The organism is Flavobacterium sp. KKT103 (genome assembly GCF_055640565.1).
Window position 1 is genome coordinate 1,248,110 of the sequence record NZ_CM145766.1, and the last position, 24,331, is coordinate 1,272,440.

The following is a 24,331-nucleotide window of genomic DNA, read 5'->3' on the forward strand; positions in this document are numbered from 1 at the left end:
AAGTTATACGAGTGTTCTTAATGAAAACTTAGTAAATATCTAAAATCTTGTTAATTGTTGTTGCTGTTTTAAATGGAATTCGCCAATATAAACCCACTTGTCCAAGCGTTTTGGAAATTAAAACCACCAGTAATCGCATCAATATTCACGATTTCGCCTGCGAAAAATAAGTTTTCATGCAGTTTACTTTCCATGGTTTTAAAATTAATTTCTTTTAAATCGATTCCGCCAGCGGTTACAAATTCTTCTTTAAAAGTACTCTTCCCATTGACTTGAAAACTTCCGTTTGTTAATTGGTTTGCTAGGTTTTGCAACTGCACTTTGGATAGATCTGCCCATTTTGTTTCGATTTCGATTCCTGAAGCGAGTACTAAACTTTCCCACAAACGGTTTGGGAACTCAAACGGAGATTTTTTAGAAACTGCTTTTTTAGCGTGTTCCTGCTTTAATTCCTTTAGTTTTTTCTCGGCATCGGTAGTATCAACATCGTTCAGCCAATTAACGAAAATCGTAAACTGGTAATTCTTATCGTTTAAAATTCGGGCTCCCCAAGCTGATAATTTTAAAACTGCTGGACCGCTCATTCCCCAATGGGTAATTAATAATGGACCTGTAGATTCTAGTTTAGTATCCTTTACCTTTACAGTAGCTAAGGCAGCCACTCCAGGCAATTCTTTAATGCGAGAATCTTTGATATTAAAAGTAAAAAGAGAAGGAACTGGGTTCACGATAGCATGACCGTAGGCTTGAAGCATTTCCCAAATTTTCGGATTGCTTCCCGTAGCTAAAATTAATTTTTCGACTACGTAATTTTCGGATTGCGTTTCTATTTTCCATAAATTGTCTTTCTTGAAAATAGATTGTACGCTTTGACCCGTCAGTACTTTGATGCCCAACTTTTGAGTTGCCTGCATAAAACAATCAATGATCGATTGTGAGGAATTAGAAACCGGAAACATGCGCCCATCATCTTCAATTTTTAGCGCTACTCCATGCTTTTCAAACCATTCAATAGTATCTCCGGAGCAAAATTGATGAAAAGGTCCACGCAATTCTTTTTCTCCACGTGGGTAAAATTTCACTAATTCGTTGGGTTCAAAACAAGCATGAGTTACATTGCAACGACCACCGCCGGAGATGCGTACTTTTTGCAATACTTCGGCGCCACGTTCTAAAATAGCCACCTTTAATTTTGGGTTTTTCTCGACAATATTTATCGCTGTAAAAAAACCTGCTGCTCCACCACCTACTATTATTATATCAAAATTTTGATTCATGTTTTGTTTGTTTTTGCTTAAAGCAAAATTTATAATCGATCCGGAAAGTCGGATATAATTCCGTCTACGTTGTAGTTTTTTATTTTTTTTATGTCCTCAATTTCGTTAACAGTCCACGGAAAAACTTGGAATCCTTCTGCTTGCAATTGCTTGGTTTTTTCAGCCGTTAGTAAATGAAAATAGGGGTGAATTGATTTGGCTTGAATAAATTTGGCGAAAGCCAAAGCCAAGTCTACATCTGTCTCGGTTAATACTCCAATGGGAATGTTAGTATTTAAAAGATGTACCTGCTTCAAGGCGTTCCAGTCAAAACTCGATACAACAAATTGATCGTAACACCATTTTTTTTCTGAAATGTATTTTTCAATTAGCTGGACGACTTTTTCGGCTGTTTCAAAACTTTTCAATTCGATATTAACGTCACATTTTTGGTCAATTAAATCCAAGACTTCTGTTAATGTCGGTATTGCTTGCGATTTATCTGCTTTTAGGCGTTTTAATTGAGGCAAAGAAAACTCATTTACTCGACCTTTTCCATTCGTAGTCCGTTCTAAAGTTTCATCATGTATGACCATGATTTCGCCATCAGTACTTAAATGAACATCAAGTTCTATGCGATCGACATGTAGGTCTATTGCTTTTTGAAAACCAATTAAAGTGTTTTCAGGTTCATATCCTCTAGCGCCTCGATGACCAATTTTTAGCATAAGATACTTTTTGACAAAGGTAATTAAAATAGAAAAACACAAACCAAAATAGGTTTGTGCTTTTGCAATCGTATCACTGGTAGGGTCAAGTTCGCCTACAGTAATTGGTTTTTATTTTAAATCAACATCAGATACATCGGTTGTGTCAGTTGTTGTTGGTTCGGTTTTATCTTCTCCTTTTAAATACGTAGGCAAGTTTAATCCTGCCATATTAAATAAGTCATTCAAAGGCGGAACCGTTTTCATCATACCTGATACAAAGTTAGCTGTTGAGCCTGCGCCATTGTCGCCATTGTTTCCAGAATCCCAAACGGTAATTTTATCAATTTTGATGTTTTTAACCGCTTCAACTTGAGTTTTAACCAATTCAGGTAATTTTTCGATTAACAACAATTGGAACGCTTTAGTTGGATCACCACCAGCAGCGCCAACCACTTCTTTATACCCTTCTGCTTGTTTAGTAAGTATTTCATACAAACCTTTTGCTTCTGCTTCCATTTTTGCAAAGATAGCATCGGCTTCTCCTTTTGCTAACTCTCTTGTTTTTTCAGCTTCTGCTTGTGCATCAATGATCGCCTTTTGCTTCGCAATTTGCGCTGGAATTACAATATTCGCATTTTGTGTCGATCGTTCTCTCTCGGCACGGGCTTCTTCTGCTTTTTGCTCTGCAACATAGGATTCTTCTAATGCTCTTGCGCTTTGTACTTTTTCAGATGCTAAAGCGGTTCTTAATGCTTCTGCTTCACGCTCACGACGTGCCGCTTCCGATTGTGCAATGGCAATTCTGGCCTCATTTTCCCCTTTGATGGCAATCGCATTTGCCTCTGATGTTTTTACACGAGTATCTCTTTGTGCTTCAGCTTTACCAATACTTTCGTCTTTAAAAGCAGCGGCAATAGATACTTCTCTATCTTTATTAGTGATTGCGATTTTTACATCACGATCTCTGTGCGTCTCAGCAATTTGAACGTCTTTTTCACGATCAGCCATCGCCTTACCAGTCTCTCCAATTTTTTCTTGTTCAGCAACCGAGATTTTAGCTTCGTTTATCGCTTTGGCTGCAGCCTCTTTTCCTAAAGCTTCGATATATCCTGATTCGTCTTTGATATCCGTAACGTTGACGTTGATCAATTTTAAACCAATTTTACGTAACTCTGAATCCACATTTTTCGAGATATTATCTAAGAACTTATCACGATCAGAGTTAATTTCTTCAATGGTCATGGTAGCAATAACTAAACGCAATTGTCCAAAAAGAATATCTTTAGCCAATTCTTGAATTTGCTCTGGCGAAAGTCCTAACAAACGCTCCGCTGCTGTATTCATGCTTTCTGTCTCTGTCGAAATTGCAATAGTAAAACGACATGGAACATCGACACGAATATTTTGACGTGATAAGGCATTCGTTAAATTGGCTTCAATAGATAGTGGTTTAAGATCTAAGTATTGATAATCTTGGATAACAGGCCAAATGAAGGCACCTCCTCCGTGTACACATTTTGCCGATGTTCCTCCGGTGCGGCCATAAATGACAAGGATTTTATCAGAAGGACATCTTTTGTAACGCGAGATAAGCGTTAGGAAGGTTACAAATACAACAAATACTGCAACAACAATAATAATAATTTCAGTCATGGTTTATTTTGGTTTAGTTTTTTTCTACGATCAATAAATTGTTTTCAATACCTACTACAATAACGGAGGAATTGGTTGGGATTTTTTCCGGGGATGTGGTCATTGCGTCAAGTTCATGAAAGGCGCCGTTAACACTAATCATCACTTTTCCTTTTCCTGTTTTTCCTTCGGGTATGCTGAGGTAAACTTGGGCTGTTTTGTGCAAGGTGTCTTCAATTTTAAAACTATTGTTTTCCGATAATTTCAAAATTTGTTTGATCATCAAAAAGAAGATGGCAACAAATAGTAATCCTACAAGAACAGATACAGCAATCACGATCATTTTGTTGGCAACAGCATCGTAAAAGGAGATGCCGGTCCAGCTGAATCCCAATAAAAAGTTGATTAAATTACGCAAGGTAAAAATCTCAAAAGGCATATCAGTGTCTCCTGAGTCGGAGTCCATGTCAGTCTCGCCATCACTTAAGCCGGCGAAGGTCATAATGGTTTGTAGCCCAAAAAATAAACTTACTGGTAGCGCAATGTACCAGAAAGCTTTTAGCAACGGTTCGTAGTTTTCTAGAAAGTTCATAGTAAAGGTTTGGTTCCTTTATTAGACGATAATTTTTACAAAAAGTTACAATTTTGGGTATATTTATTTTTAACTGTCGGATTAATTTTTCGCAAAAAAAAGTGCAAATCGCTTATGATTTGCACTTTAAATAACTTTTATCTCTTTTCTAAAAGAACAATGTTATAGTCGGTTTTAAGTTTTATTTGACCATTTTTGACTACGGTTGTTAGCCCTGAATAGCTGTCTTTAATTTTAGTTCCATCAGGGAACACTGCTGATACATCGAGTTGTTTTTTGCCTACGGGAAGATCGAGTCCTATGAGCACTTTGTCTGTAAAGGCAGCTTTTGTAAAGGTTCGTTTAAACAAATAAGGTGTCGCTGAGATTTGCTCATGGATTCCTGCGCCTATTGCAGGATGGTTTTTCCTGAACTTCCCTAATTTTTGCCAGTGCACTAAGTTGGCTTTAGTAGCGGGATCTGATTTTATGGCGTTCCAATTCATAAAGGAACGGAGTTTTGCATCGCCTTGCGTTCCATCTACTTCTAAAACTCGATTGGTTTCATCGCCGTAAAACACTTGTGCAACACCCGGTGATAGTAATAATTTTGTACCTGCTTCGATACCTCGTGTACGCAGGCCATCAAAAGGAGCGCCATCATCATGAGAGGATAAGTAGTTAAGTACACTAGAACCTTTTAACTCACCATTTAGGATGTTAGAATATTTAGAGAAAATGAATTCGTAGTCTTTTTTAGCATCCCATTTGAATTCAAAATTGATCATATTGTTGAATCCGTTGGCGTAATAATTTACTTTTTTATCTCCAAAATCAAATATTTTACCGGAGCTGATGTTGTAATTGTAAACCTCAGCAATGGTGTAAAAGGAATTGTTATCAAGCACTTTAGTAGGGTTGTTTTTTTTCCAATTGGTAAAGGCATAATCGCATTGTTTTTTGAAATCAGCCCACACACTTTCTTCGGTATGTTTTACGGTGTCGGCTCTGTAGCCATCTACACCGTAGTCCGTAATGTAATCAGTCAACCATTTTATGATATAGTAGCGCGGTGTTCTTGGGTAGCCAGTTCGTTTAAAAAAGGCATCCAGTTCCGCTACTTCCTGATCGTATCGACCTTCATTTTTCCATTTTTCTACAAGAAAAGGAGGTAGGTCTACATCTTGTGTACTTTCTGTTCGGATATCAGGTAAGTTAGCCACCAAGGTACATAAAGTGGTGTTGTCGAAGTTTTTATAGTCGCATGGTGGATTAGTACGAACCCAATAGTTAGGCCAAACGGTATCCACATCAGTTACGGGTCCGGTATGATTAATGACACCGTCAAGTACGATTCGGATTCCGTGAGCATGGGCTTTTTTTACCAAATTAGCTAGATCTTCTTTGGTTCCAAAATTAGGGTCTAATGCGGTCCAATCTCTCGTCCAATAACCGTGAAAGCCATAGCTCAGGCCTGTTCCTTCATCGACAGCATCGTGTATTTGTTCTACTATTGGTGTAAACCAAATGGCATTGATTCCTAGCTTATCAAAATAGCCTTCATCAATTTTTTTGGAAATACCCTTGATGTCGCCACCTTCAAAACCACGTAGTTTACCTGCAGTTTTAATTCTGTTGTAGTTTAAATCGTTTAGTTTATCGCCATTGTTAAAGCGGTCTGTCATTAAGAAATACACGGAGGCTGCTTCCCAAACAAAAGGTGCTTTTTTCTTGGTCGTAACTGCAGTTGTTGTTTCTGTTGGTTTTTTCGTTGCATTACAACTAGCTAAGAGAGCAATTGCGATTGTAGATAGTAGTAGTATATTTTTTTTCATTGCTGAATAGGTTTTTATGCGTTTTATTGTAATTCTAAAATTAAAACCGACTTTGGCTCTAATTCGATTTCAGTGCTGATGTCAATTATTTTGTCAGTAAGGATGTCTTTTGCTGTTGTGTGTTTTTGAATATTTTCGGCAAAACGCTTGGTGCTCAGTTTTGTAGTTTCCTTATTGTTGTTTAAAACAATCATTACGGTACTATCATCATCGTATCTGAAATAAGTGTACACATTATTTTCAGGAATGTAGTGCATCATTTTGCCTAGGTGAACAGCTTTGGTTTTTTTTCGCCATTGAAAAAGCTTGGCTGTAAAATCAAAATAGTCATTCTGATCTTGTGATCTTCCCTCTGGCAGGAATGCATTAGATGCATCTGCAGTCCATCCGCCAGGGAAATCGTGTCGAATATCGGCATCGCCTTTATCCTTATTCCCGCTCATTCCTATTTCGCTACCGTAATACAATTGAGGAATACCGCGAACGGTTGCAAGTACAGCCATAGCCATTTTGTATTTTCGAATATCGTTTTGATAAATTTCATTAAAACGATTGGTATCATGATTTTCGGCAAAGACTAAAATATTGTTGGGATTGGCATACAAATAGTCATTGGTGAAATTATCATAGAGTTTGATCATCCCTTTGTCCCAGCTGCCATCATCTTCATTGAATACTTTGCCCAATGCATCTAAAAGCGTAAAGTCCATTACCGAAGGCAAGTTCGAGTTGTAATTTTGGATTTTACCAATTGGGCTGTCTTTTTGCCAATAGGCCATTTGTGAGGTATTTTGCATCCATACTTCACCCACAATATTAAAATTAGGATAGGCAGTCGTTATGGCTTTTGTCCATTTTGCAATTCCTTGTGGATCCGAATAATTATAAGTGTCTACCCTGAAACCATCTAAGTTCGCATACTCTATCCACCAAATAGCATTTTGAGTAAGGTAGTTTAGCACTAAAGGATTCGATAAGTTTAAGTCAGGCATCGAGGGTACAAACCAACCTTTCACGCAGGTTTCTTCATCAATTTTAGAAGCATGAATGTCTGTTATGGTTGTTCTCTTGTGATTCGTTTGAGTATAGGTTTCAAACTGATTGATCCAATCTTTTGTGGGTAAATCTTTGATCATCCAATGATTGATTCCCCAGTGATTGGTCACATAATCCATTACGAGTTTCATGTTTTTTTGATGCAATGCCGCCGAAAGCCTCACATAATCCTCATTAGTTCCATATCTAGGATCAATTTTATAAACATCGGATTGACCGTAGCCGTGATAGGAGTATTCCTTGTCATTGTCTTCGCAAAGGGGCGTACTCCAAATCGTAGTGGCGCCTAAAGCGGAGAGGTAATCTAAATTATTTATAATTCCTTGTATGTCTCCACCATGTCTACCGCCGGGAAGTTCCCGATTGTATTTTTCGGTGGTTGTAGCGTCACTATCATTTTTGGTGTTTCCGTTAGCAAAACGATCCGGCATAAGTAGATAAATCATATCTGACGAATCAAAACTTTGGCGTTCAGCCGAGTTAGCGCGACGTTGCTTTAAGAAATATTTTTGTCTAATTGTTGCTTTGTCTTTGTTTTTAAAAGTAAACAACAAGTCTGATGCAGGAATGCTCTGGGTACTGATTGTTACAAATAGATAATTCTTGTTGTCGGTTTTTTTAATATCGGTAATAGGAACTCCATTAGATACCGTAACGTCATAAGCTGCGATATTTTCTCCATAAAAAAGAATTTGAAGCTCAGGATTTTGCATTCCAGCATACCAAAAGGGTGGTTCGATTTTATTGATTTGAGCGGTTAGACTTAATGACATAAAGAAAAGGAATAGGGTTATTCTTCGTATCGATAATGCATGTTGTACGAACATAGTATTCAAATTTAGTCCAAAATAAGCGTAATAAAAACTTTGAGCGGAGCCATTTTCAATCATCGTTTTTAAAAAAACTTCTTTCGGTTTGTTAATTGTTTCTTTTGCATCTTGGTATAAGTAAACAATCCCAACCGAAATTGGGATTGTTTGGGTAAGCTATAGGTATGATGTTAGAATATTATTCTGAGTGGTTTTACGCTAAAACTGCTAATGGATTTACAGTAGTTGTAGTGCCATTCAAAACAATTTCTAGTGACTTGTTTCCATCAACAGTAAAGGTCGTATTGCCATGAGAGACATTTACAGTTACTATTTGATTTCTAAAGTTTATTTTAAAGGAATATCCTTCCCACTCTTTTGGGATTTTTGGCGAAAAGTGCAATTGATTGTCTTTTACTCTCATTCCACCAAACCCCTCGACAATGCTCATCCAAGTACCTGCCATAGAAGTGATGTGACACCCTTCTTCAACCTCTTTGTTATAATCATCTAAATCTAGCCTAGAAGTACGTAAGTAAAAAGTGTATGCCATATCCATTTTGTCTAACAATGCGGCTTGGATGGAGTGTACGCAAGGCGATAAGGAACTTTCATGAACGGTAAAAGATTCATAAAATTCAAAATTATTTTTTAGTTCCTCTTTTGAGAAATGATCTTCAAAGAAATAGAAACACTGCAATACATCCGCTTGCTTGATGTAAGGCGAACGTAAAATGCGGTCCCAAGACCATTTTTGGTTAATTGGTCTTTGTGATTTATCTAAATCAGCAACGCGTACCAGTTCCTTGTCTAAAAATCCATCTTGCTGTAAATAGACATTGTGCTCTTCACTAAAAGGGAAGTACATACTGTCAGATACTTTTTTCCAAGATTGTAGTTCTGCATCGGTGATTTTTACTTTTTCAGTAATGCGTTTATGATCCGAAGGATATTCTAGAGATACTTTTTGAATTTGATCGTACGTATATTCTAAACACCATTTAGCAATATAATTGGTGTAAAAATTATTATTTACGTTGTTCTCATATTCGTTAGGACCTGTTACTCCTAAAATAACATATTGGTTTTTGTGAGTTGAAAAAGTCGCTCTTTGATGCCAAAAACGAGCGATAGCGATTAAAACTTCCAAACCTTTTTCAGGAATATAACTATAGTCACCCGTATATCTATGGTAGTTGTAAATTGCAAAAGCAATAGCACCATTTCTATGAATTTCTTCAAAAGTGATTTCCCATTCGTTATGGCATTCCTCACCATTCATGGTCACCATAGGATACAAGGCTGCGCCATTAGTAAAGCCTAGTTTCTCTGCATTCTCAATAGCTTTATCGAGCTGATTGTAACGATAGGTCAATAGATTACGAGCCACTTCTTGGTCTTTGGTCGCCATATAAAATGGGATGCAATAGGCCTCAGTGTCCCAATAGGTTGATCCACCATATTTTTCACCAGTAAATCCTTTTGGACCAATGTTTAGTCGGCTGTCTTTTCCTAGATAGGTTTGGTTTAACTGAAAAATGTTAAAACGGATACCTTGTTGTGCTTTTACATCTCCTTCAATAGTGATGTCTGACATTTCCCAAATTTTTGCCCATGCATCTATTTGATCTTGTAATAAATGGTCATATCCTATGGATAATGCCTCTTTTATTACTTTTTCAGCAGCTGAAACAGTATTGCTGTGATTTAAAGAAACGGTGTATCCTCCAAGTTTTTGAATAGATGATTTTTGGCCTTGAGCCACCAACACATCATAACTAAACTGAATTCGGTCAGTGGTTGTGTCAATATTTGCTGGTGAGATTGCAGTTTTCTTTCCGTTCTCCAAAATAGTATTTTGCATGAACGTTGTAACCTTAAAATGCGTTTTGAATGTTTGCGCTGTTACAAAAGCTTCATTTCCCGCTTTTTTAACGTCTAATGGTTCCCAGAATTTTTCTTCCCAGTTGGCGTCTTCATTGGTTACACCAGCATCGATATAGGGTTTGTAAACTATTTTAGCATCTTTATTAAGCGGTGTGATTTCATAATTAATACAGCCTAGTTCGTCAAGATTTAAAGATAGAAAACGTCGAATGTTTACTGCTATTTCGGTTCCGTTTTGTAAAGTTGCTTCAAAAGAGCGATTGTACCAACCTTCTTTCATGTTCAATTCACGTCGAAAGTTAGCCACATTTTCACATAGGTTCAAATCAAGATTTTCGCCATTTATTTCAATGTCAATCCCAATCCAGTTAGGAGCATTCAAAACCTTTGCGAAATATTCAGGATATCCATTTTTCCACCATCCTACTTTTGTCTTATCGGGATAGTAAATACCAGCAATGTAGCTTCCTTGAAAGGTTTCGCTGCTGTAGCTTTCCTCAAAGTTAGCGCGTTGTCCCATGGCACCATTTCCAATACTAAATAAGCTTTCGGATGATTTGACACTTTCGCGATCAAAGCCCTCTTCGATGATCGACCAATTATCTGGTTTTATATAATCTTGATTCATTGTTGTCTTTTTAAGTTCTAAAAAAAAGTAAAACGATTGGTTTATACTCTTGATTTCGTTTTATGTGTTTCGTTGCTTTAGCAGTTTTACTTGCTAATAAGGTTTTCTAAAAAGCTCGTTTGTATTTGAGTAAAGTCATCAAAAATAAACTGAGCTTCGTGCAGGTTTTTTTTGTCACCTATACCAATACTCGTCATCTTAGCAATATTAGCAGCTTGAACTCCGGCAACTGAATCTTCAAAAACGATTGAATTTTCAGGGGTAATACCTAATTGTTGGGCAGCTATTAAAAACACTTCAGGATCAGGCTTGGCGTTTGTAACATCGTTACCGTCAACAATAGCATCGAAATAACTTATTATTCCTGTTTTTTCTAAAATAGGTCGAGCGTTTTTACTTGCTGAACCTAAAGCAATAGGCTGATTTTTATCTTTAAGAAATTGTAAAGTAGTTATAACGCCAGGTAGCAGTTCGCTTTGATCCATATCAACAAGGTAGGTAAGGTACTCCTCGTTTTTTTGAGTCAACCATTTGTTCTTTACTTCTTGTGAAACGGTTACTTTTCCTAATTCTAAAATTAAGTCTAGTGAGCGTACCCGACTTACTCCCTTTAAAAGTTCGTTATGTTCTAAAGTGAAATCTATATTTAGTTCGTTGGCAATTTTTTGCCATGCTAAAAAATGGTATTTGGCCGTGTCGACAATAACACCATCTAAATCGAATATAAATGCTTTTTTGTGTGTCATTTTAAAATTTTTATCCAGAAATGGCATTTTTATCAGTAATCAATAAATTACATAAGGCGGCTATTATAAGTGAGATACCAGCCAAAATCATTGCGTTAATGTGTGCTTCTCCTATTAGTTTATAAAAGAAGTTGATTCCACCTAGCGCTGCAATAATTTGAGGAATAACAATAAACATATTGAAAAGCCCCATCATCATTCCCATTTTTTTTGGATTTACCGCGCTGGAAAGCATCGCGTACGGCATGGATAAAATGCTTCCCCAAGCAAAACCTATTAATATAAACGAGTACATTAAAGTCGCTGGAGTGGCAAAAAACATGTAAATAAAACCTAAGCCACCAAGTAGCAAGGACGCCATGTGAATGAACTTCCTGTTAATTTTGTTTTTGGCAGTATAAAAGGTGAGTAATAAAGCAAATGCCATGGATGATAAACCGTAAACTCCTGTTGAGGAGCCCACTAAATCAGCGGCATCATTAAACTCCTTATCTTTTTGTTTGTACTCCATTGCTTTTTGGTCTGAAAGGAAAACAACCTCACTAGCATCGTTTTTTAAAGCGTCTCCTTGCGAGTCAAGTTTAGCATACTCCTTATTGTCTGGTTTAGGGGCATTAAAAACGTGCTCCGTCAATGCAGGTGTAGAAAGGCTCCACATAGTAAAAAAGGCAAACCAACTAAAAAACTGGATCAAACCTAGTTTTTTCATGGTCGCTGGCATTTCTTTTAAACTTTGGATTAGATCAGTAATGAAACGAGATTCTTTTTTCTCTAACTTAAACTGCACTAAATCAGCTGGTGGATCTTCCTTGGTTGTAAAAATCGTGTATAAAATACTAATTAAAAACACAAAGGCTCCGACTGAAAATGCAATAACAACCGAAGGAGGAATTACCCCAGCAGCTGCCTCGTTAGTCACCCCAAGCTTTGTAACCAACCAAGGAAGGTTACTTGCAATCCATGTTCCAATACCAATAATTAAAGTTTGAATTACGAATCCATTAGATCGTTGTGATTCAGGTAATTTATCAGCTACTAAAGCACGAAATGGCTCCATGCTGATATTAATGGTGGAATCTAAAATCCAAAGCAAACCTGCTGCAACCCATAAAACGGGTGAGTGCGGCATGATAAATAAAGTAATAGAGGCTAAAATTGCACCAATTAGGAAATAGGGCTTTCTTCTTCCGAATTTTGGACTCCAAGTATTATCTGAAAGATATCCCACTATAGGCTGGACCAATAATCCAGTTAAGGGAGCGGCAATCCATAAACCAGGAATGTCGTCTACATTAGCGCCTAGTGTTTGAAAAATCCTAGACATAAACCCTCCTTGAAGGGCAAAACCAAATTGTATTCCGAGAAATCCAAAACTCATGTTCCAAATTTCCCAAAAACTTAATTTTCGCTTTTCCATTATCGTAATTTATTGTATTGATACGATAAGCGCGATGCTTATCAAAACTAATCTTATTTTTTCGAAGTAAAAGTAGAAGCTTTGAATTGGTTGTAAATATAATTTTTTTTGCTACACTTTTATTTTTTGCATCTAAATATATTTAGATATTTTCAACTACACCGTTGTAGTTGATGCTTTTGTAACAAAAAAGTTTTAATTGGTTGATTCCCTTTCGATCAGATGCGTCTCAATAATTTCAGTTTTATAATTTTCTTCCTCTTCTTCCTTGTCGTCTTCTTGAGCTTCAAGACGGTTGATTAAAATTTTCGCAGCTCTATTTCCCATTTTGATTCCGCTTTGACTTACTGTTGTGATTGTTGGAGTAGAGTATTTTGATATTATCCCATCTGTAAAGGCAATTACTGCAAGGTCTTTAGGTACATTTAATCCTAATTTATTTGCTGTTTTAATACAGGTAACGGCAAACAATTCGTTTACTGCAAAAACTGCATCAATTGCTTTGTCTTCTAGTAGTTGTGCAATTATAATTTCGCAATTGTCAACATCTTCAATTTTGATAATTAAATTTTCGTCAAATTCAATATTGTTGTCCAATAAGGCTTTGGTGTATCCATCAGTTCGCAATTTACCAACGCTCACATAATCAACGGTAGTGACTAGTGCGATTTTGCGTCGGCCTTTATCAATTAAACTTTGTACCGCCTCATAGGCGGCTGATTTGTCGTCGATAATAACCTTGTCGCAATATACTTCATTAGTTACCCGATCAAACATTACGACAGGCATGCCTTGGTTGATAACCTCAGTGATGTGATGAAAATCCCCTTTTAATTGTGTTTCCTTCGAAAGTGACATAATAAAGCCATCAATACTGCCATTCGCTAGCATTTCAAGGTTAAGCACTTCTTTATCAAAGGAATCATCAGATAGGCAAATAATTACGCTATAGCCGTTTTCATTAGCGACATGTTCAATACCATTAATGACCGTCGAGAAAAAATGATGTACGATTTCAGGAATGATAATACCTATTGTTTTTGTCTTTCTGTTTTTTAAGCTCAGCGCTATATTGTTGGGTTTGTAATTGTAGAATTTAGCAAAAGCTTGGACTTTTAAACGGGTTTCCTCTCCAATTTCCAAGCTGTTTCTTAGTGACTTAGAAACAGTAGAAATCGATACATCTAGTTCTTTGGCAATTTGTTTAAGTGTGACCTTTCTTTTCATCAGTATCTTGTGAATAAAAATCGTATTCCTAAAAAAAATACGTTTTGGTTTAATTTTCTGCAATTTAAGGTTAAAATAAGTATTGAATATAGAAAGTTTTCAACACTATCACGTTTTCGTAAGTCAATTTCGAATGTGGTTTGTCGAACGCTTATTTATTTCTATAAATTTAACGCTCGAAGTAAAGGTAAAGCACAATAAAAACCAATTAAATTAAACAAAACGTATGAAAACAATTTATAAAAAGTTGTTATTTTTAGTACTGCTATTCCCGTTTAGTATTCTGGCTCAGAATACGCTAAGTGGAACTGTTTTGGACAATGTTACAAAGCAACCCATTCCCGGAGTAAATGTAAATGTGCAAGGAACAACTAAAGGAGTTTCAACTGACTTTGACGGAAAGTTTCAGTTGTCCAATATTCAAAAAGGAGATGCAATTGTGTTCTCTTTTATAGGGTACAAAAATACTGTTATTACGTACAGTGCTCAAAAAGCGTTGACGGTTGTTCTTGAGGAAGATCAAAATCAGTTAAAAGAAGTCGTAGTGCAAGTAGGTTACGGTACCGTTAAGAAAAAAGATGCTACAGGTGCTGTCACAGTTTTGACTGCCAAGGACTTTAATAAAGGACCAGTAACATCTGCAGATCAAATGATTCAAGGGAAAGTAGCCGGTTTACAAATCACAAACGGTGGAGGTTCACCAGGTGAAGGAGCGACCATTAGAATACGTAGTGGGTCGTCGCTTTCAGCAAATAACGATCCTTTGTATGTGATCGATGGAGTTCCAGTTGCGGCAGGAGGAATTAATGGAGGTAGAAACCCATTGACTACAATAAATCAAAACAACATTGAATCTATATCTGTTTTAAAAGATGCATCGGCAACTGCTATTTACGGATCACGTGCTTCTAATGGTGTAATTATTATTACTACCAAAAAAGGAAAAGCAGGTGAAATGCAAGTGAGTTACAGTGGTAGTTTGCAAGTTTCGGAAATCACTAAAAAGGTTGATGCTTTAAGCACAGACCAATTTAAAGCGTTTATCACGGCAAATGGTACAGCAGCTCAAAAAGCCTTAGTTGGTACTGCTAACACCAATTGGCAAGATCAAATTTATAGAACGGCAGTAGGTACTGACCACAATATTGCGTTTAGCGGTGGTGCAGATAATATCGTGTACCGCGCCTCTGTAGGGTATGCTAATTTAAATGGTATTCTTAAACGTGACAACCTTCAAAGAACGACTTTAGGAGTGGGTCTTACGGGTAATTTTTTAGACAATCATTTAAAAATTGAGCTGAACAATAACACCTCTGTAATGCAAAATAATTACAGTAACCGTGGAGCAATTGGAGCAGCGATAGGTTTTGATCCTTCGCAAGCGGTTAGAAACGCTGACGGAACATTTTTTCAATGGTATACTTCACCAACTGTTATTAATCAATTAGCAGGTAGAAATCCGCTTTCTTTGATTGAGCAGTTTGACAATTACGGAACTTCTTATAGAAGCATTGGAAATATTCAAACGGAATATAAAATGCATTTTTTACCAGAACTTAAAGCGGTTGCTAACTTAGGGTACGATCAATTAAGTGGTAGATCATACGGTGGTACATCGCCAAAATTTTTAAATGGATTAGCAGGATCAGGTTTTGGGAACACATATGAAAATACGGCAACAAGAAACAATAAGTTGATGGATTTGTTCTTGAACTACAACAGTAAAATAGCAGCAATTGATACGCAATTAGATGTGACAGGTGGTTACTCTTACCAAGATTTTAGAGATGCTAACGATGGTTCTTCTTTTAATTTTCAAAATAATGTAACTGTTCCAGCGGTTCCTGTTCCTTCGAGAGTCAACTTACAGTCGTTTTTTGCGAGAACAAATATCACCATTGCTGACAAGTATTTGATTACAGCATCATTTAGAAGAGATGGAACTTCAAGGTTCACTGAGACAAACCGTTGGGCTAATTTCCCTGCTGTAGCTTTAGCTTGGAAATTAAATGAGGAAGATTTCTTGAAGGATGTTTCTGCTATCAACAGTATCAAAATTCGTGGAGGATATGGTATTACGGGACAGCAAGATATTGGGGTTAGTTACCCATCTATTCCATTGTACTTGATTTCTAATAGTACGGCTCAATACCAATTTGGAAACACTTTTTTCAACACCTTTAGACCACAACCGTATAATAGTAATTTAAAGTGGGAGCAAACAAGCACTGTTAATGCCGGTCTTGATTACGGATTATTCAACAATAGAGTGACTGGTAGTGTGGATGTTTACCAAAGAAACACCAAGGATTTATTATTGTACACTCAAAACCCTTCTTTCTTTGGTTTTAGCAACTTCGATAATTACAACGTAGGTTCGATCGAAAATAAAGGTATTGAAATCGCTGCTGATGTGGTACCGGTTAGAACAGATGATTTTGAATGGAGAATTGGTGGAAATGTTACTTTTCAAAATTCAAAAATTACGAAGCTAACAACAACCTTACCTGATACACCTGGTATCAATGTTGGTGGATATGACGGAGCAACAGGGAATACAATTCAAAATCATCAGGTAGGCTACGCACCAAGTTCATTTTATGTATACGAGCAAGCGTATGATGTTGCGGGTAAACCAATCGATGGCGTTTATATCGATCGTGATAAAGACGGAAGCATTACTGAAAAAGATAAGTATCGTTTCCATAAACCAGCAGCAGATGTTTTTTACGGTCTAAATACAAGTTTTACCTATAAGAATATTGATTTTGGTATGAACTGGAGAGGATCTTGGGGTAATTATAACTACAACAATGTAGATAGTAATAGAGGATCATATCAAAATATTTTATTGAGAGAAACAGATCTTTCAAACGGTGTTGCCAATCTTCTTGAAACAGGATTTAGAAGCCAAGACACAAAACGATATGAATCTGATTATTATATTCAAGATGCGTCATTTATTCGTTTGGATAATGTGAGTGTAGGTTACACTTTTAACCAAAAGCAAAATTCAAATTCTACAATGAAACTGGTCCTTACAGCTCAAAATGTCTTAGTGATCACGAAATATAGTGGTTTAGATCCAGAGGTTGCTGGTGGAATTGATAATAATTTATATCCAAGACCAATCACTTTTACGTTAGGTTTAAACGTTAATTTCTAATATAAAAAGCAAGAAAAATGAAAAAGACACAAATAAAAATTTTGGGTATTTCATTGTTAATGATGGTGTTTTTATTTCCGTCATGTACTAATGATTTGAACCAAGCGCCTGATAGCACAAATGCTATCTCAGGAGATCAATTTTTTACAGATGCGGCCTCATACAAGCAAAACTTGGCGAAATTATATGCAGGATTTGCTACTTCTGGACAATCAGGACCTTCTGGGTCTGCCGATATTTCAGGAATAGACGAAGGAGAATCTCAGTATATTAGAGGATATTGGTTGTTACAAGAATTAACAACTGATGAGGCAATTATTGCTTGGAATGATGGGACTATAAAAGACCTGCATTCTCAAACATGGACTTCATTGGATCGTTTTGTAACAGCAGTATTTGCTCGTTATTCTTTTCAAATTGTAAACTGTAATGAGTTTTTACGACAAACTACTGATGAGAAATTAGCTGCACGAGGAGTAGACGCTACCCTTAAAGCTGAAATCACTACTTACAGAGCCGAAGCACGTTTTTTAAGAGCAATGACGTACTGGCATTTGCTTGATATGTTTGGAGGGGGATCATTAGTTACAGAGGATTCTCCAAGTACTTTTTTCTATCCAGACTATGCGACTAGAGCAGAATTGTACAAATTTGTTGATGAGGAGTTAACAGCAATCACACCTTTGTTAAAAGCACCTAGAACTAATGAAGCCTTCCGTGTAGATCAAGCAGCTGCTTGGATGTTACAAGCTAATTTGTATATGAATGCTAAGGTGTATACTGGAACGGATCAATATGTGAAAGCACTTCCGTTGATTACTAAAATCACCGGATCTACCTACAGATTACACACAAACTATAACCAACTTTTCTTAGCTGATAATGACAAGAACGGTGCACAAAACGAATTTATTTTTGCGATTGCATTTGATGGTTTGCGTACGCAAACTTATGGAGGAACAACTTTCTTAACGCACGCACCTGTTGGTGGTAGTATGAAAGCCGTTGAATTTGGAATTAATGGTGGTTGGGGTGGAATTAGAACTACATCTGCTTTCGTAAATAAATTTGATCCAAACACAACTGATAGAAGAGCACAGTTTTATACAACTGGTCAAAGTAAAGAGATCGTTAATGTTGGTAGCTTTACTGATGGTTATGCGATTCAAAAATTTAGAAATGTTGATGTAAATGGTGTTCAAGGTTCTGATAAAGCAGGAAATTTTTCAGATGCCGACTTTCCAATTTTTCGTTTAGCAGATGCTTATTTAATGTATGCTGAATGTGTGGTAAGAGGAGCAGGAGGAAGTTTAGTAACCGCTACTGAATATGTAAATGCTTTAAGAAATAGAGCTAATGGAGCTACAATAGCACAAGGTGATTTGAACTTGAATTTTATTCTGGATGAAAGAGCAAGAGAGCTACATTGGGAAGGACATAGAAGAACTGATTTAATTCGATTTGGTAAATTTTCTGGAGGTAGCTATTTATGGCCATGGAAAGGAAATGTAGCTGCTGGATCGCCAACACAATCATTTAGAGATTTGTTTCCTATTCCGGCAACCGCTCTATCATCAAACAATAAACTAAAACAAAACCCTGGATACTAATAATTTAAATGTATAAAAAAATGAAAAATATAACTAAATCAATAATTGCTCTTTTTGCAGTAGTTACTTTGTCTTGTAGCGTTGAAGATGTTCAAGACAGACCTATTATTCAAAGTGTAGATTCACCTGTTTTAACTGCTCCAACTTCGGGTGCTAGCTACGTACTTATTCCAGAAAATGCAGCTGCACAAGCGGAACGATTTACATGGAAATCAGCTAACTATGGTGGTGATGTAGAGATTAACTACACCGTAGAAATGGATGTTAAAGGAAATGCTTTTAAGGCGCCAAAAGAATTAGCATCTCGAAAATCTGAAAATCAAGCTTCAGTAAGTGTTGAAATAATGAATGGTGCAGCACTTGCATTAAAAGCTACTCCATTCTCTCCTGCAGAGTTTGAGGTTAGAGTTAAATCTACAGTAGGAACTAATATCATGGTTTCAAATGTAGTAGGGATTGTAATTACACCTTACACTACTGAAAGTCCTAAGCTATATGTTATTGGTAACTTTTTAAAGGCTAGCGGTTACGGTGAAGACTGGACAACAGCAACTACTTTGCCAGCTTTAGCAGCTTCGGGTTATGGTAAAACTGACTTTGAAGGATATATTAATTTTGCGGATGCTGCTTCACAATACAAGTTTCTTCCACAAAACACTAGTTTTGATGGTGATTATGGAAATGCTACTGGACCTGATGGAACGTTCACGGGACTTTTATTACAAACTAATGAATCTAATGCTGGATTACCTGCACCTAAAACAGCTGGTTATTACAAAATTAATGCTGACACAAAGGCATTGACTTACAGTGTTGTAGCCACATCGTGGGCGGTTACAGGTTCAGGAACTCCAAAGGGGTGGCCATCAGGACCTGCCGGAACAGCAGGAGAAGATCATGATATGACTTACAACAAAACAACTAAGGTTTGGACAGTAACCTTGAATTTGTCTGCTAATGAAATTAAATTTAGAGCGAACGACGGATGGGATTTAAATCTTGGAAATTTAAAAGTAAAAGCAGATGGTAAAACTTTAGAATATGGAGGAGATAATATTAAGGTACCTTCTGCAGGGACTTATACTATTACTTTGGACCTAAGCTCTCCAAGAAACTACACTTACACGCTTACTAAAAATTAAGAATTAGTTACATTACCCTTAAGGGCTATCTATTAGGTAGCCCTTTTTTATAATTAAATAAAAATGTGATATGAAGAAAATTATACTATTATTTTTGGTTCTCTTTTCAATTGTAGTATCAGCTCAACAGCAAACCGTAACTTACAGCATCAATCCTGCTACTTTTGAAGAAACGACCTCTATAACCATTACCATCAACGGTAGTAGTGTGAATGAGGCAGCTTGGGGAGTAACAGGAAATGCATTATATATGTGGGCTTGGTCTTATGATATCAATGACACTAATATTATTGATTGCCCAACTAATGGTGTTTGGACTGCTTCAAGTGAAGCCAATCGTTTTACGTACAATGCAGGATCCGATACCTACACTAAGACCATTACACCAAATGTTTTTTATAACAGGAATAGTATTGGTAGAATCGGTTTTTTAGTTAAAGCTAAAGACGGTACTGGTGATAAAAAATCACAGGATATTCTTGCTGAAGTTGGCGTTTTTCAGGTAACACTGAATAGTCCTACTGAAAATGGCGCGACCATAATTGCATCAGGTGGGAATTTAAATATTGCTGCAACTAACAGTGGTGGAAATGCGAGTTACAATTTAAAAGCAAATGGTGTTAGTATTAATACAAACGCAAGTACCGCAAGTTATAGTTATAACCATACTGGTCTAACTACAAATCAGAATTATGTACTAGAAGTTACACAAGGCACAACCGTGATTTCAAAAAAGTTTTCGGTTATTGTTAATCCCGGAACTTTAACTGCGGCCTTGCCGGTAGGTCTTTTAGATGGAATTAATTACAATGCTACTGACGCCACTAAAGCCACATTGGTATTAGATGCGCCGTTAAAAGATTTTATCTACGTGGCTGGAAGTTTTAATAATTGGCAGCCTACAACTGCTTATGCGATGAAAAAAGACCCTACGACGGGTAAGTTTTGGTTAGAGCTTACTGGTTTGGTTTCAGGCGTTAATTATAGTTATCAATATTGGGTTGGAGAAACAACACCGCTTGTCAACTCTCCTGCTTTAGTAAAAACTGCCGACCCTTATTCGACTTTAGTTTTGTCACCTTATGATGATCCTTTTATTTCAGCTGCTTCGTATCCTAATATGCCGGTTTATCCAGCTGGCCAGGAGCGCGAGGTTACTGTTTTACAAACAGGACAAACTCCTTATGCTTGGAGCACGGCAACCACTAATTTTGTGAAGCCAGAAAAAGAAAAATTGGTAGTTTATGAACTTTTAGTTCGTGATTTTGATGCTAAGCGCACCTATCAAGACCTGATTAATAAGATAGACTATTTTAAAAATCTTAAAATCAATGCCATCGAGCTTATGCCAGTTATGGAATTTGAAGGAAATGAAAGCTGGGGTTACAATACGTCCTTTCATATGGCTTTGGATAAGTTTTATGGTCCGTCAAATAAGTTGAAAGAATTTATTGATTTGTGTCATCAAAATGGGATTGCAGTGATTTTTGATGTGGCTTTAAACCATGCTTTTGGTAGAAACCCAATGGTTAGAATGTGGATGAACGATCCTGATGGTGATGGCTTTGGTTCACCTACAACTGAGAATCCGTATTTTAATACAGTGGCAAAACATAGTTATAGCGTGGGAGAGGATTTTAATCATGCTGCTGCACTTACAAGAAATTACGTAAAAAGAGTGGTGAAGCAATGGATTCAAGAATACAAAATTGATGGATTGCGTTGGGATTTAACTAAGGGCTTTACGCAAAATTGTACTGCTAATGATGAAAATTGCACCAACAGCTATCAACAAGACAGAGTCGATGTTTTGAAAGAATATGCAGATTATTCCTGGAGTTTAGACCCAACTCACTATGCTATTTTTGAGCATTTAGGTGGTAATGTTGAGGAACAACAATGGGCTAATTATAGAATTGCAGAAACACCAAGCAAAGGTGTAATGATGTGGGGTAAAATGACGGATAATTATAACGAATTATCGATGGGTTACCCATCAAATATATCTGGAATGACTAGTTCTAGTCGTGGTTTTACAGCGAATCGCTTGCTGGGCTATGCTGAGAGTCATGATGAAGAGCGTTTGATGTACAAAAATCTTCAGTTTGGGAACAGTGCAAATTCATCGCATAACGTTAAAAATTTAAATGTAGCCCTGTCAAGAATGTCAGCAATAGGCGCGGTCTCTTTATTGATTCCTGGACCTAAAATGATTTGGCAATTTGGAGAGTTAGGCTGGGAGTATTCGATCTTTACCTGCAATAACGGTAGCGTAAATACACCCACTGACGCCATTGGTGGTGATTGTAAGTTGGATATGAAACCGCAGCCGCAATGGACAAACAATTGGTTAGGAGTGACAGAAAGAAGTGCAGTTTACAATAACTGGGCCAAAATGATCACTATGAAACAAGTAGAACCTGTGTTTTCGGGCAGTGTTGTAGTCTCTAACACAAATTCTCTTTATCCTAATATTAAGATTACCAATAGTAATTTACAAGCAACCCAATTAAAGGATGTGCTAATCATTGCTAATTTTGATGTAAATACACAAAGTGTCAATACCGGTTTTCCCTATGCAGGAACTTGGTATAATTTGATGGATAATTCGGCTATTACTGTGACCAATACAAGTAGTCCAATTCCTTTAGCAGCTGGTGAATACAGGATTTATGGAAATAAAACAGCTTCTCTGGCTATTGCTGATTTTGAAAAAAACAGTACTGATGTTAATTTATATCCTAATCCGGCACCCGGTTATTTCTTGCTTAATACTACTGCTAAGCAAGTGCTGGTTTATAATTTAGCGGGTCAATTGATAAAAGAGTTTAAAGGTGATTTTAGCAGTAATCATACTTATGCGATTGATGATTTAACAACTGGAAATTATATCGTTCAAGTTGTTGGTGATGACAATAAGACGGCTTCATTGAAGTTGATCAGGAAGTAGTTTTTTTTAGTTATTTTTGAATGTTTAAAGGTCTTTTCTTCAAACGGAAAGGCCTTTTTTTATACCAATGTTTTTTTTAGTCCGTCTGCGATGCACAACCATAGGTAATTAAAAAAGGATTTTTCTTGGTCGCGTTCTACAACAATTTCATTTTCGACTAACTCATTGTTAGAATCTTTATCCAGTAATAAGTTACCGATCCAACTTTTTAATTTGCTTTTTTTCGTACGATCCTTTTTCTGATACAAACTTAATTTTAAATTAGTGTATCGTGCAGCAAAATCCCCAGTAGCTTTGCTGTGATCACCCCTAAAGTTAAAGTAGATTGCATCAAAATCGCCTGTGAAACTTGCGTTTAAATATGGTTTTGTAAATACTGCTAATTCCTTCGAATTAAAATTGTGAATACTGCCTTTTATCGAAAATCGATCAGCAGTATTCATTATGTTAAATCGCCAGTTAATAGTCATAGGTGATTGGTTCATGAATTTACACTTTACTAAAATAGCGACATCAGGTAACTTTGTTTTTTTTAAACCGCTATTGATGTTAGTAGCTTGTAAGCTAAAATCGTTAAAGGTTAACATCCCAGGTCCTTTATCGAAGGATTTCTCTTCCTCGTAAACTAACGTTGTGTTTGAGATAGACAAGGTATCGATGTTCATATCAAATGGCAGCTCTCTTAGTAGTTTATTATAGAGAGGCTTTATGCTTTTGTCATCAGCGGGTACTTTACTGCGGTAAATATTGGCATCTGCTCTGTCGATCGCAATGCGATTTGTTGAGAAAAACAAGATTTCGTCCTTGAAACCCCAACTCATATTTTTGATGGAAATTTTATCAGATTTTATATTGTATAAATCTTTTTCCAAGGGTAGCTGGTTTACGAATTGTTTTCGGTTTAATTCGGGTAGCATGGTGAAATTATTAATTTCTAAGCCAGTATTAGTGGTTGTAATTTGGTGCGCTGCTATTTTATATTTATTATTAGTGACATACAGTAAACTGTCACAACTAAAAGCGTAGGATTCAAACTTAAATGGAATCTTTTTATTTAGAGTTTCATTAGAAATTGCAATTTCATTGAGCTGAATTTTTACATTTTTAGCTTGAAATAATATTTTACTATTCGAAAGATTGATTACCTTAAGCGTGCCATGCTCTAAATCTAGATTAGCAACTTTTATTAACTGTTGAAAAGGAGCTACAATACGACTACTAATGCCTTTAGAGGAGTTTATGTTCTTATCATTGTCCTTAAATAGTGTGATTTTTGGTTTGAAGAATGTTATGCTATGTGCTTCAATTTTGTCTTTAAAGAGTAATGGTAAAATGCTGTAGTTGGCAATTACAATTTTTTCTACCGAGGTAAAAAGTCCATTTTTGCGTAAACTATCTTTGCCTCTTTCCTTTGGTATTACTTGGATTCCGGTAGCTTCAATTTTTCTGGAAAGTATTGAAACTTCTATATTGTCATATTTGATATGATAAGGGGTTTCGTTGTTTTCTGAAATTATTTTAGGAAGTTGGTTGTTGATCCACCAATTTGTACCTAAACTTAAAACAGTTCCAAGCAGTAGTACTATGATTAAAATAAGTCCTAATTTTTTACAATTATTTTTCATGATAGTGTTCTCTTTGGACTAAATATAAGAATAAAATATATTTTAACCTTGTATTAAACAACTG

Annotated in this window: 15 protein-coding genes; 4 read left to right on the forward strand and 11 right to left on the reverse strand. The window is 36.4% G+C overall.

Features of this window, described 5'->3' with window-relative positions:
- Positions 1 to 68: 68 nt before the first annotated feature.
- From ACZ2G0_RS05310 to ACZ2G0_RS05355, 10 genes are all read right to left on the reverse strand, one after another.
- Entirely contained in the window at positions 69 to 1,277 is a 1,209-nt protein-coding gene (locus tag ACZ2G0_RS05310) for a BaiN/RdsA family NAD(P)/FAD-dependent oxidoreductase (protein ID WP_470309324.1), read from the reverse strand.
- 29 nt (positions 1,278 to 1,306) lie between these two features.
- Positions 1,307 to 1,984: a glycerophosphodiester phosphodiesterase gene (locus ACZ2G0_RS05315; RefSeq protein WP_470309325.1), complete on the reverse strand. Its 678-nt coding sequence runs from the start codon at positions 1,982 to 1,984 to the stop codon at positions 1,307 to 1,309.
- Between the two features lie 111 nt (positions 1,985 to 2,095).
- A complete protein-coding gene (locus ACZ2G0_RS05320) occupies positions 2,096 to 3,619 on the reverse strand; it encodes a flotillin family protein (protein WP_470309326.1) in 1,524 nt (507 codons plus the stop codon).
- Between the two features lie 13 nt (positions 3,620 to 3,632).
- A complete protein-coding gene (locus ACZ2G0_RS05325) occupies positions 3,633 to 4,190 on the reverse strand; it encodes an NfeD family protein (protein WP_470309327.1) in 558 nt (185 codons plus the stop codon).
- Between the two features lie 137 nt (positions 4,191 to 4,327).
- Positions 4,328 to 6,004 (reverse strand): alpha-amylase family glycosyl hydrolase, encoded by a 1,677-nt coding sequence (locus tag ACZ2G0_RS05330; RefSeq protein ID WP_470309328.1) that lies wholly within the window; start codon positions 6,002 to 6,004, stop codon positions 4,328 to 4,330.
- 23 nt (positions 6,005 to 6,027) lie between these two features.
- Positions 6,028 to 7,887, reverse strand: coding sequence for a glycoside hydrolase family 13 protein (locus ACZ2G0_RS05335; protein WP_470309329.1), 1,860 nt, complete (start codon positions 7,885 to 7,887; stop codon positions 6,028 to 6,030).
- A gap of 196 nt (positions 7,888 to 8,083) precedes the next feature.
- Positions 8,084 to 10,384 (reverse strand): glycoside hydrolase family 65 protein, encoded by a 2,301-nt coding sequence (locus tag ACZ2G0_RS05340; RefSeq protein WP_470309330.1) that lies wholly within the window; start codon positions 10,382 to 10,384, stop codon positions 8,084 to 8,086.
- Positions 10,385 to 10,470: 86 nt separating this feature from the next.
- Positions 10,471 to 11,130: a beta-phosphoglucomutase gene (gene pgmB / locus ACZ2G0_RS05345; RefSeq protein ID WP_470309331.1), complete on the reverse strand. Its 660-nt coding sequence runs from the start codon at positions 11,128 to 11,130 to the stop codon at positions 10,471 to 10,473.
- Between the two features lie 10 nt (positions 11,131 to 11,140).
- Positions 11,141 to 12,547 (reverse strand): MFS transporter, encoded by a 1,407-nt coding sequence (locus ACZ2G0_RS05350; RefSeq protein WP_470309332.1) that lies wholly within the window; start codon positions 12,545 to 12,547, stop codon positions 11,141 to 11,143.
- Between the two features lie 195 nt (positions 12,548 to 12,742).
- Positions 12,743 to 13,774, reverse strand: a complete 1,032-nt coding sequence (locus tag ACZ2G0_RS05355) for a LacI family DNA-binding transcriptional regulator (RefSeq protein ID WP_470309333.1) — start codon at positions 13,772 to 13,774, stop codon at positions 12,743 to 12,745.
- Between the two features lie 226 nt (positions 13,775 to 14,000).
- Here ACZ2G0_RS05355 and ACZ2G0_RS05360 point away from each other — a divergent pair, with 226 nt between their 5' ends.
- From ACZ2G0_RS05360 to ACZ2G0_RS05375, 4 genes are all read left to right on the forward strand, one after another.
- On the forward strand, positions 14,001 to 16,940 hold the full coding sequence (locus tag ACZ2G0_RS05360; RefSeq protein ID WP_470309334.1) for a SusC/RagA family TonB-linked outer membrane protein: 2,940 nt from the start codon (positions 14,001 to 14,003) through the stop codon (positions 16,938 to 16,940).
- Between the two features lie 17 nt (positions 16,941 to 16,957).
- Positions 16,958 to 18,550, forward strand: coding sequence for a RagB/SusD family nutrient uptake outer membrane protein (locus ACZ2G0_RS05365; RefSeq protein WP_470309335.1), 1,593 nt, complete (start codon positions 16,958 to 16,960; stop codon positions 18,548 to 18,550).
- Positions 18,551 to 18,570: 20 nt separating this feature from the next.
- Positions 18,571 to 19,692: a SusE domain-containing protein gene (locus tag ACZ2G0_RS05370; protein ID WP_470309336.1), complete on the forward strand. Its 1,122-nt coding sequence runs from the start codon at positions 18,571 to 18,573 to the stop codon at positions 19,690 to 19,692.
- A gap of 70 nt (positions 19,693 to 19,762) precedes the next feature.
- Positions 19,763 to 22,642, forward strand: coding sequence for an alpha-amylase family glycosyl hydrolase (locus ACZ2G0_RS05375; protein WP_470309337.1), 2,880 nt, complete (start codon positions 19,763 to 19,765; stop codon positions 22,640 to 22,642).
- Positions 22,643 to 22,701: 59 nt separating this feature from the next.
- Here the strand turns inward: ACZ2G0_RS05375 and ACZ2G0_RS05380 are convergent, their stop codons facing one another.
- Complete coding sequence (locus ACZ2G0_RS05380; RefSeq protein WP_470309338.1) at positions 22,702 to 24,267, reverse strand: hypothetical protein; 1,566 nt, start codon at positions 24,265 to 24,267, stop codon at positions 22,702 to 22,704.
- Positions 24,268 to 24,331 lie beyond the last annotated feature (64 nt).

Bases quoted from the DNA above. Each gene is read 5' to 3' on its own strand.
- ACZ2G0_RS05310 (WP_470309324.1), bottom strand. From the start codon at position 1,277: ATGAATCAAAATTTTGATATAATAATAGTAGGTGGTGGAGCAGCAGGT.
- ACZ2G0_RS05315 (WP_470309325.1), bottom strand. From the start codon at position 1,984: ATGCTAAAAATTGGTCATCGAGGCGCTAGAGGATATGAACCTGAAAAC.
- ACZ2G0_RS05320 (WP_470309326.1), bottom strand. From the start codon at position 3,619: ATGACTGAAATTATTATTATTGTTGTTGCAGTATTTGTTGTATTTGTA.
- ACZ2G0_RS05325 (WP_470309327.1), bottom strand. From the start codon at position 4,190: ATGAACTTTCTAGAAAACTACGAACCGTTGCTAAAAGCTTTCTGGTAC.
- ACZ2G0_RS05330 (WP_470309328.1), bottom strand. From the start codon at position 6,004: ATGAAAAAAAATATACTACTACTATCTACAATCGCAATTGCTCTCTTA.
- ACZ2G0_RS05335 (WP_470309329.1), bottom strand. From the start codon at position 7,887: ATGTTCGTACAACATGCATTATCGATACGAAGAATAACCCTATTCCTT.
- ACZ2G0_RS05340 (WP_470309330.1), bottom strand. From the start codon at position 10,384: ATGAATCAAGATTATATAAAACCAGATAATTGGTCGATCATCGAAGAG.
- pgmB (WP_470309331.1), bottom strand. From the start codon at position 11,130: ATGACACACAAAAAAGCATTTATATTCGATTTAGATGGTGTTATTGTC.
- ACZ2G0_RS05350 (WP_470309332.1), bottom strand. From the start codon at position 12,547: ATGGAAAAGCGAAAATTAAGTTTTTGGGAAATTTGGAACATGAGTTTT.
- ACZ2G0_RS05355 (WP_470309333.1), bottom strand. From the start codon at position 13,774: ATGAAAAGAAAGGTCACACTTAAACAAATTGCCAAAGAACTAGATGTA.
- ACZ2G0_RS05360 (WP_470309334.1), top strand. From the start codon at position 14,001: ATGAAAACAATTTATAAAAAGTTGTTATTTTTAGTACTGCTATTCCCG.
- ACZ2G0_RS05365 (WP_470309335.1), top strand. From the start codon at position 16,958: ATGAAAAAGACACAAATAAAAATTTTGGGTATTTCATTGTTAATGATG.
- ACZ2G0_RS05370 (WP_470309336.1), top strand. From the start codon at position 18,571: ATGAAAAATATAACTAAATCAATAATTGCTCTTTTTGCAGTAGTTACT.
- ACZ2G0_RS05375 (WP_470309337.1), top strand. From the start codon at position 19,763: ATGAAGAAAATTATACTATTATTTTTGGTTCTCTTTTCAATTGTAGTA.
- ACZ2G0_RS05380 (WP_470309338.1), bottom strand. From the start codon at position 24,267: ATGAAAAATAATTGTAAAAAATTAGGACTTATTTTAATCATAGTACTA.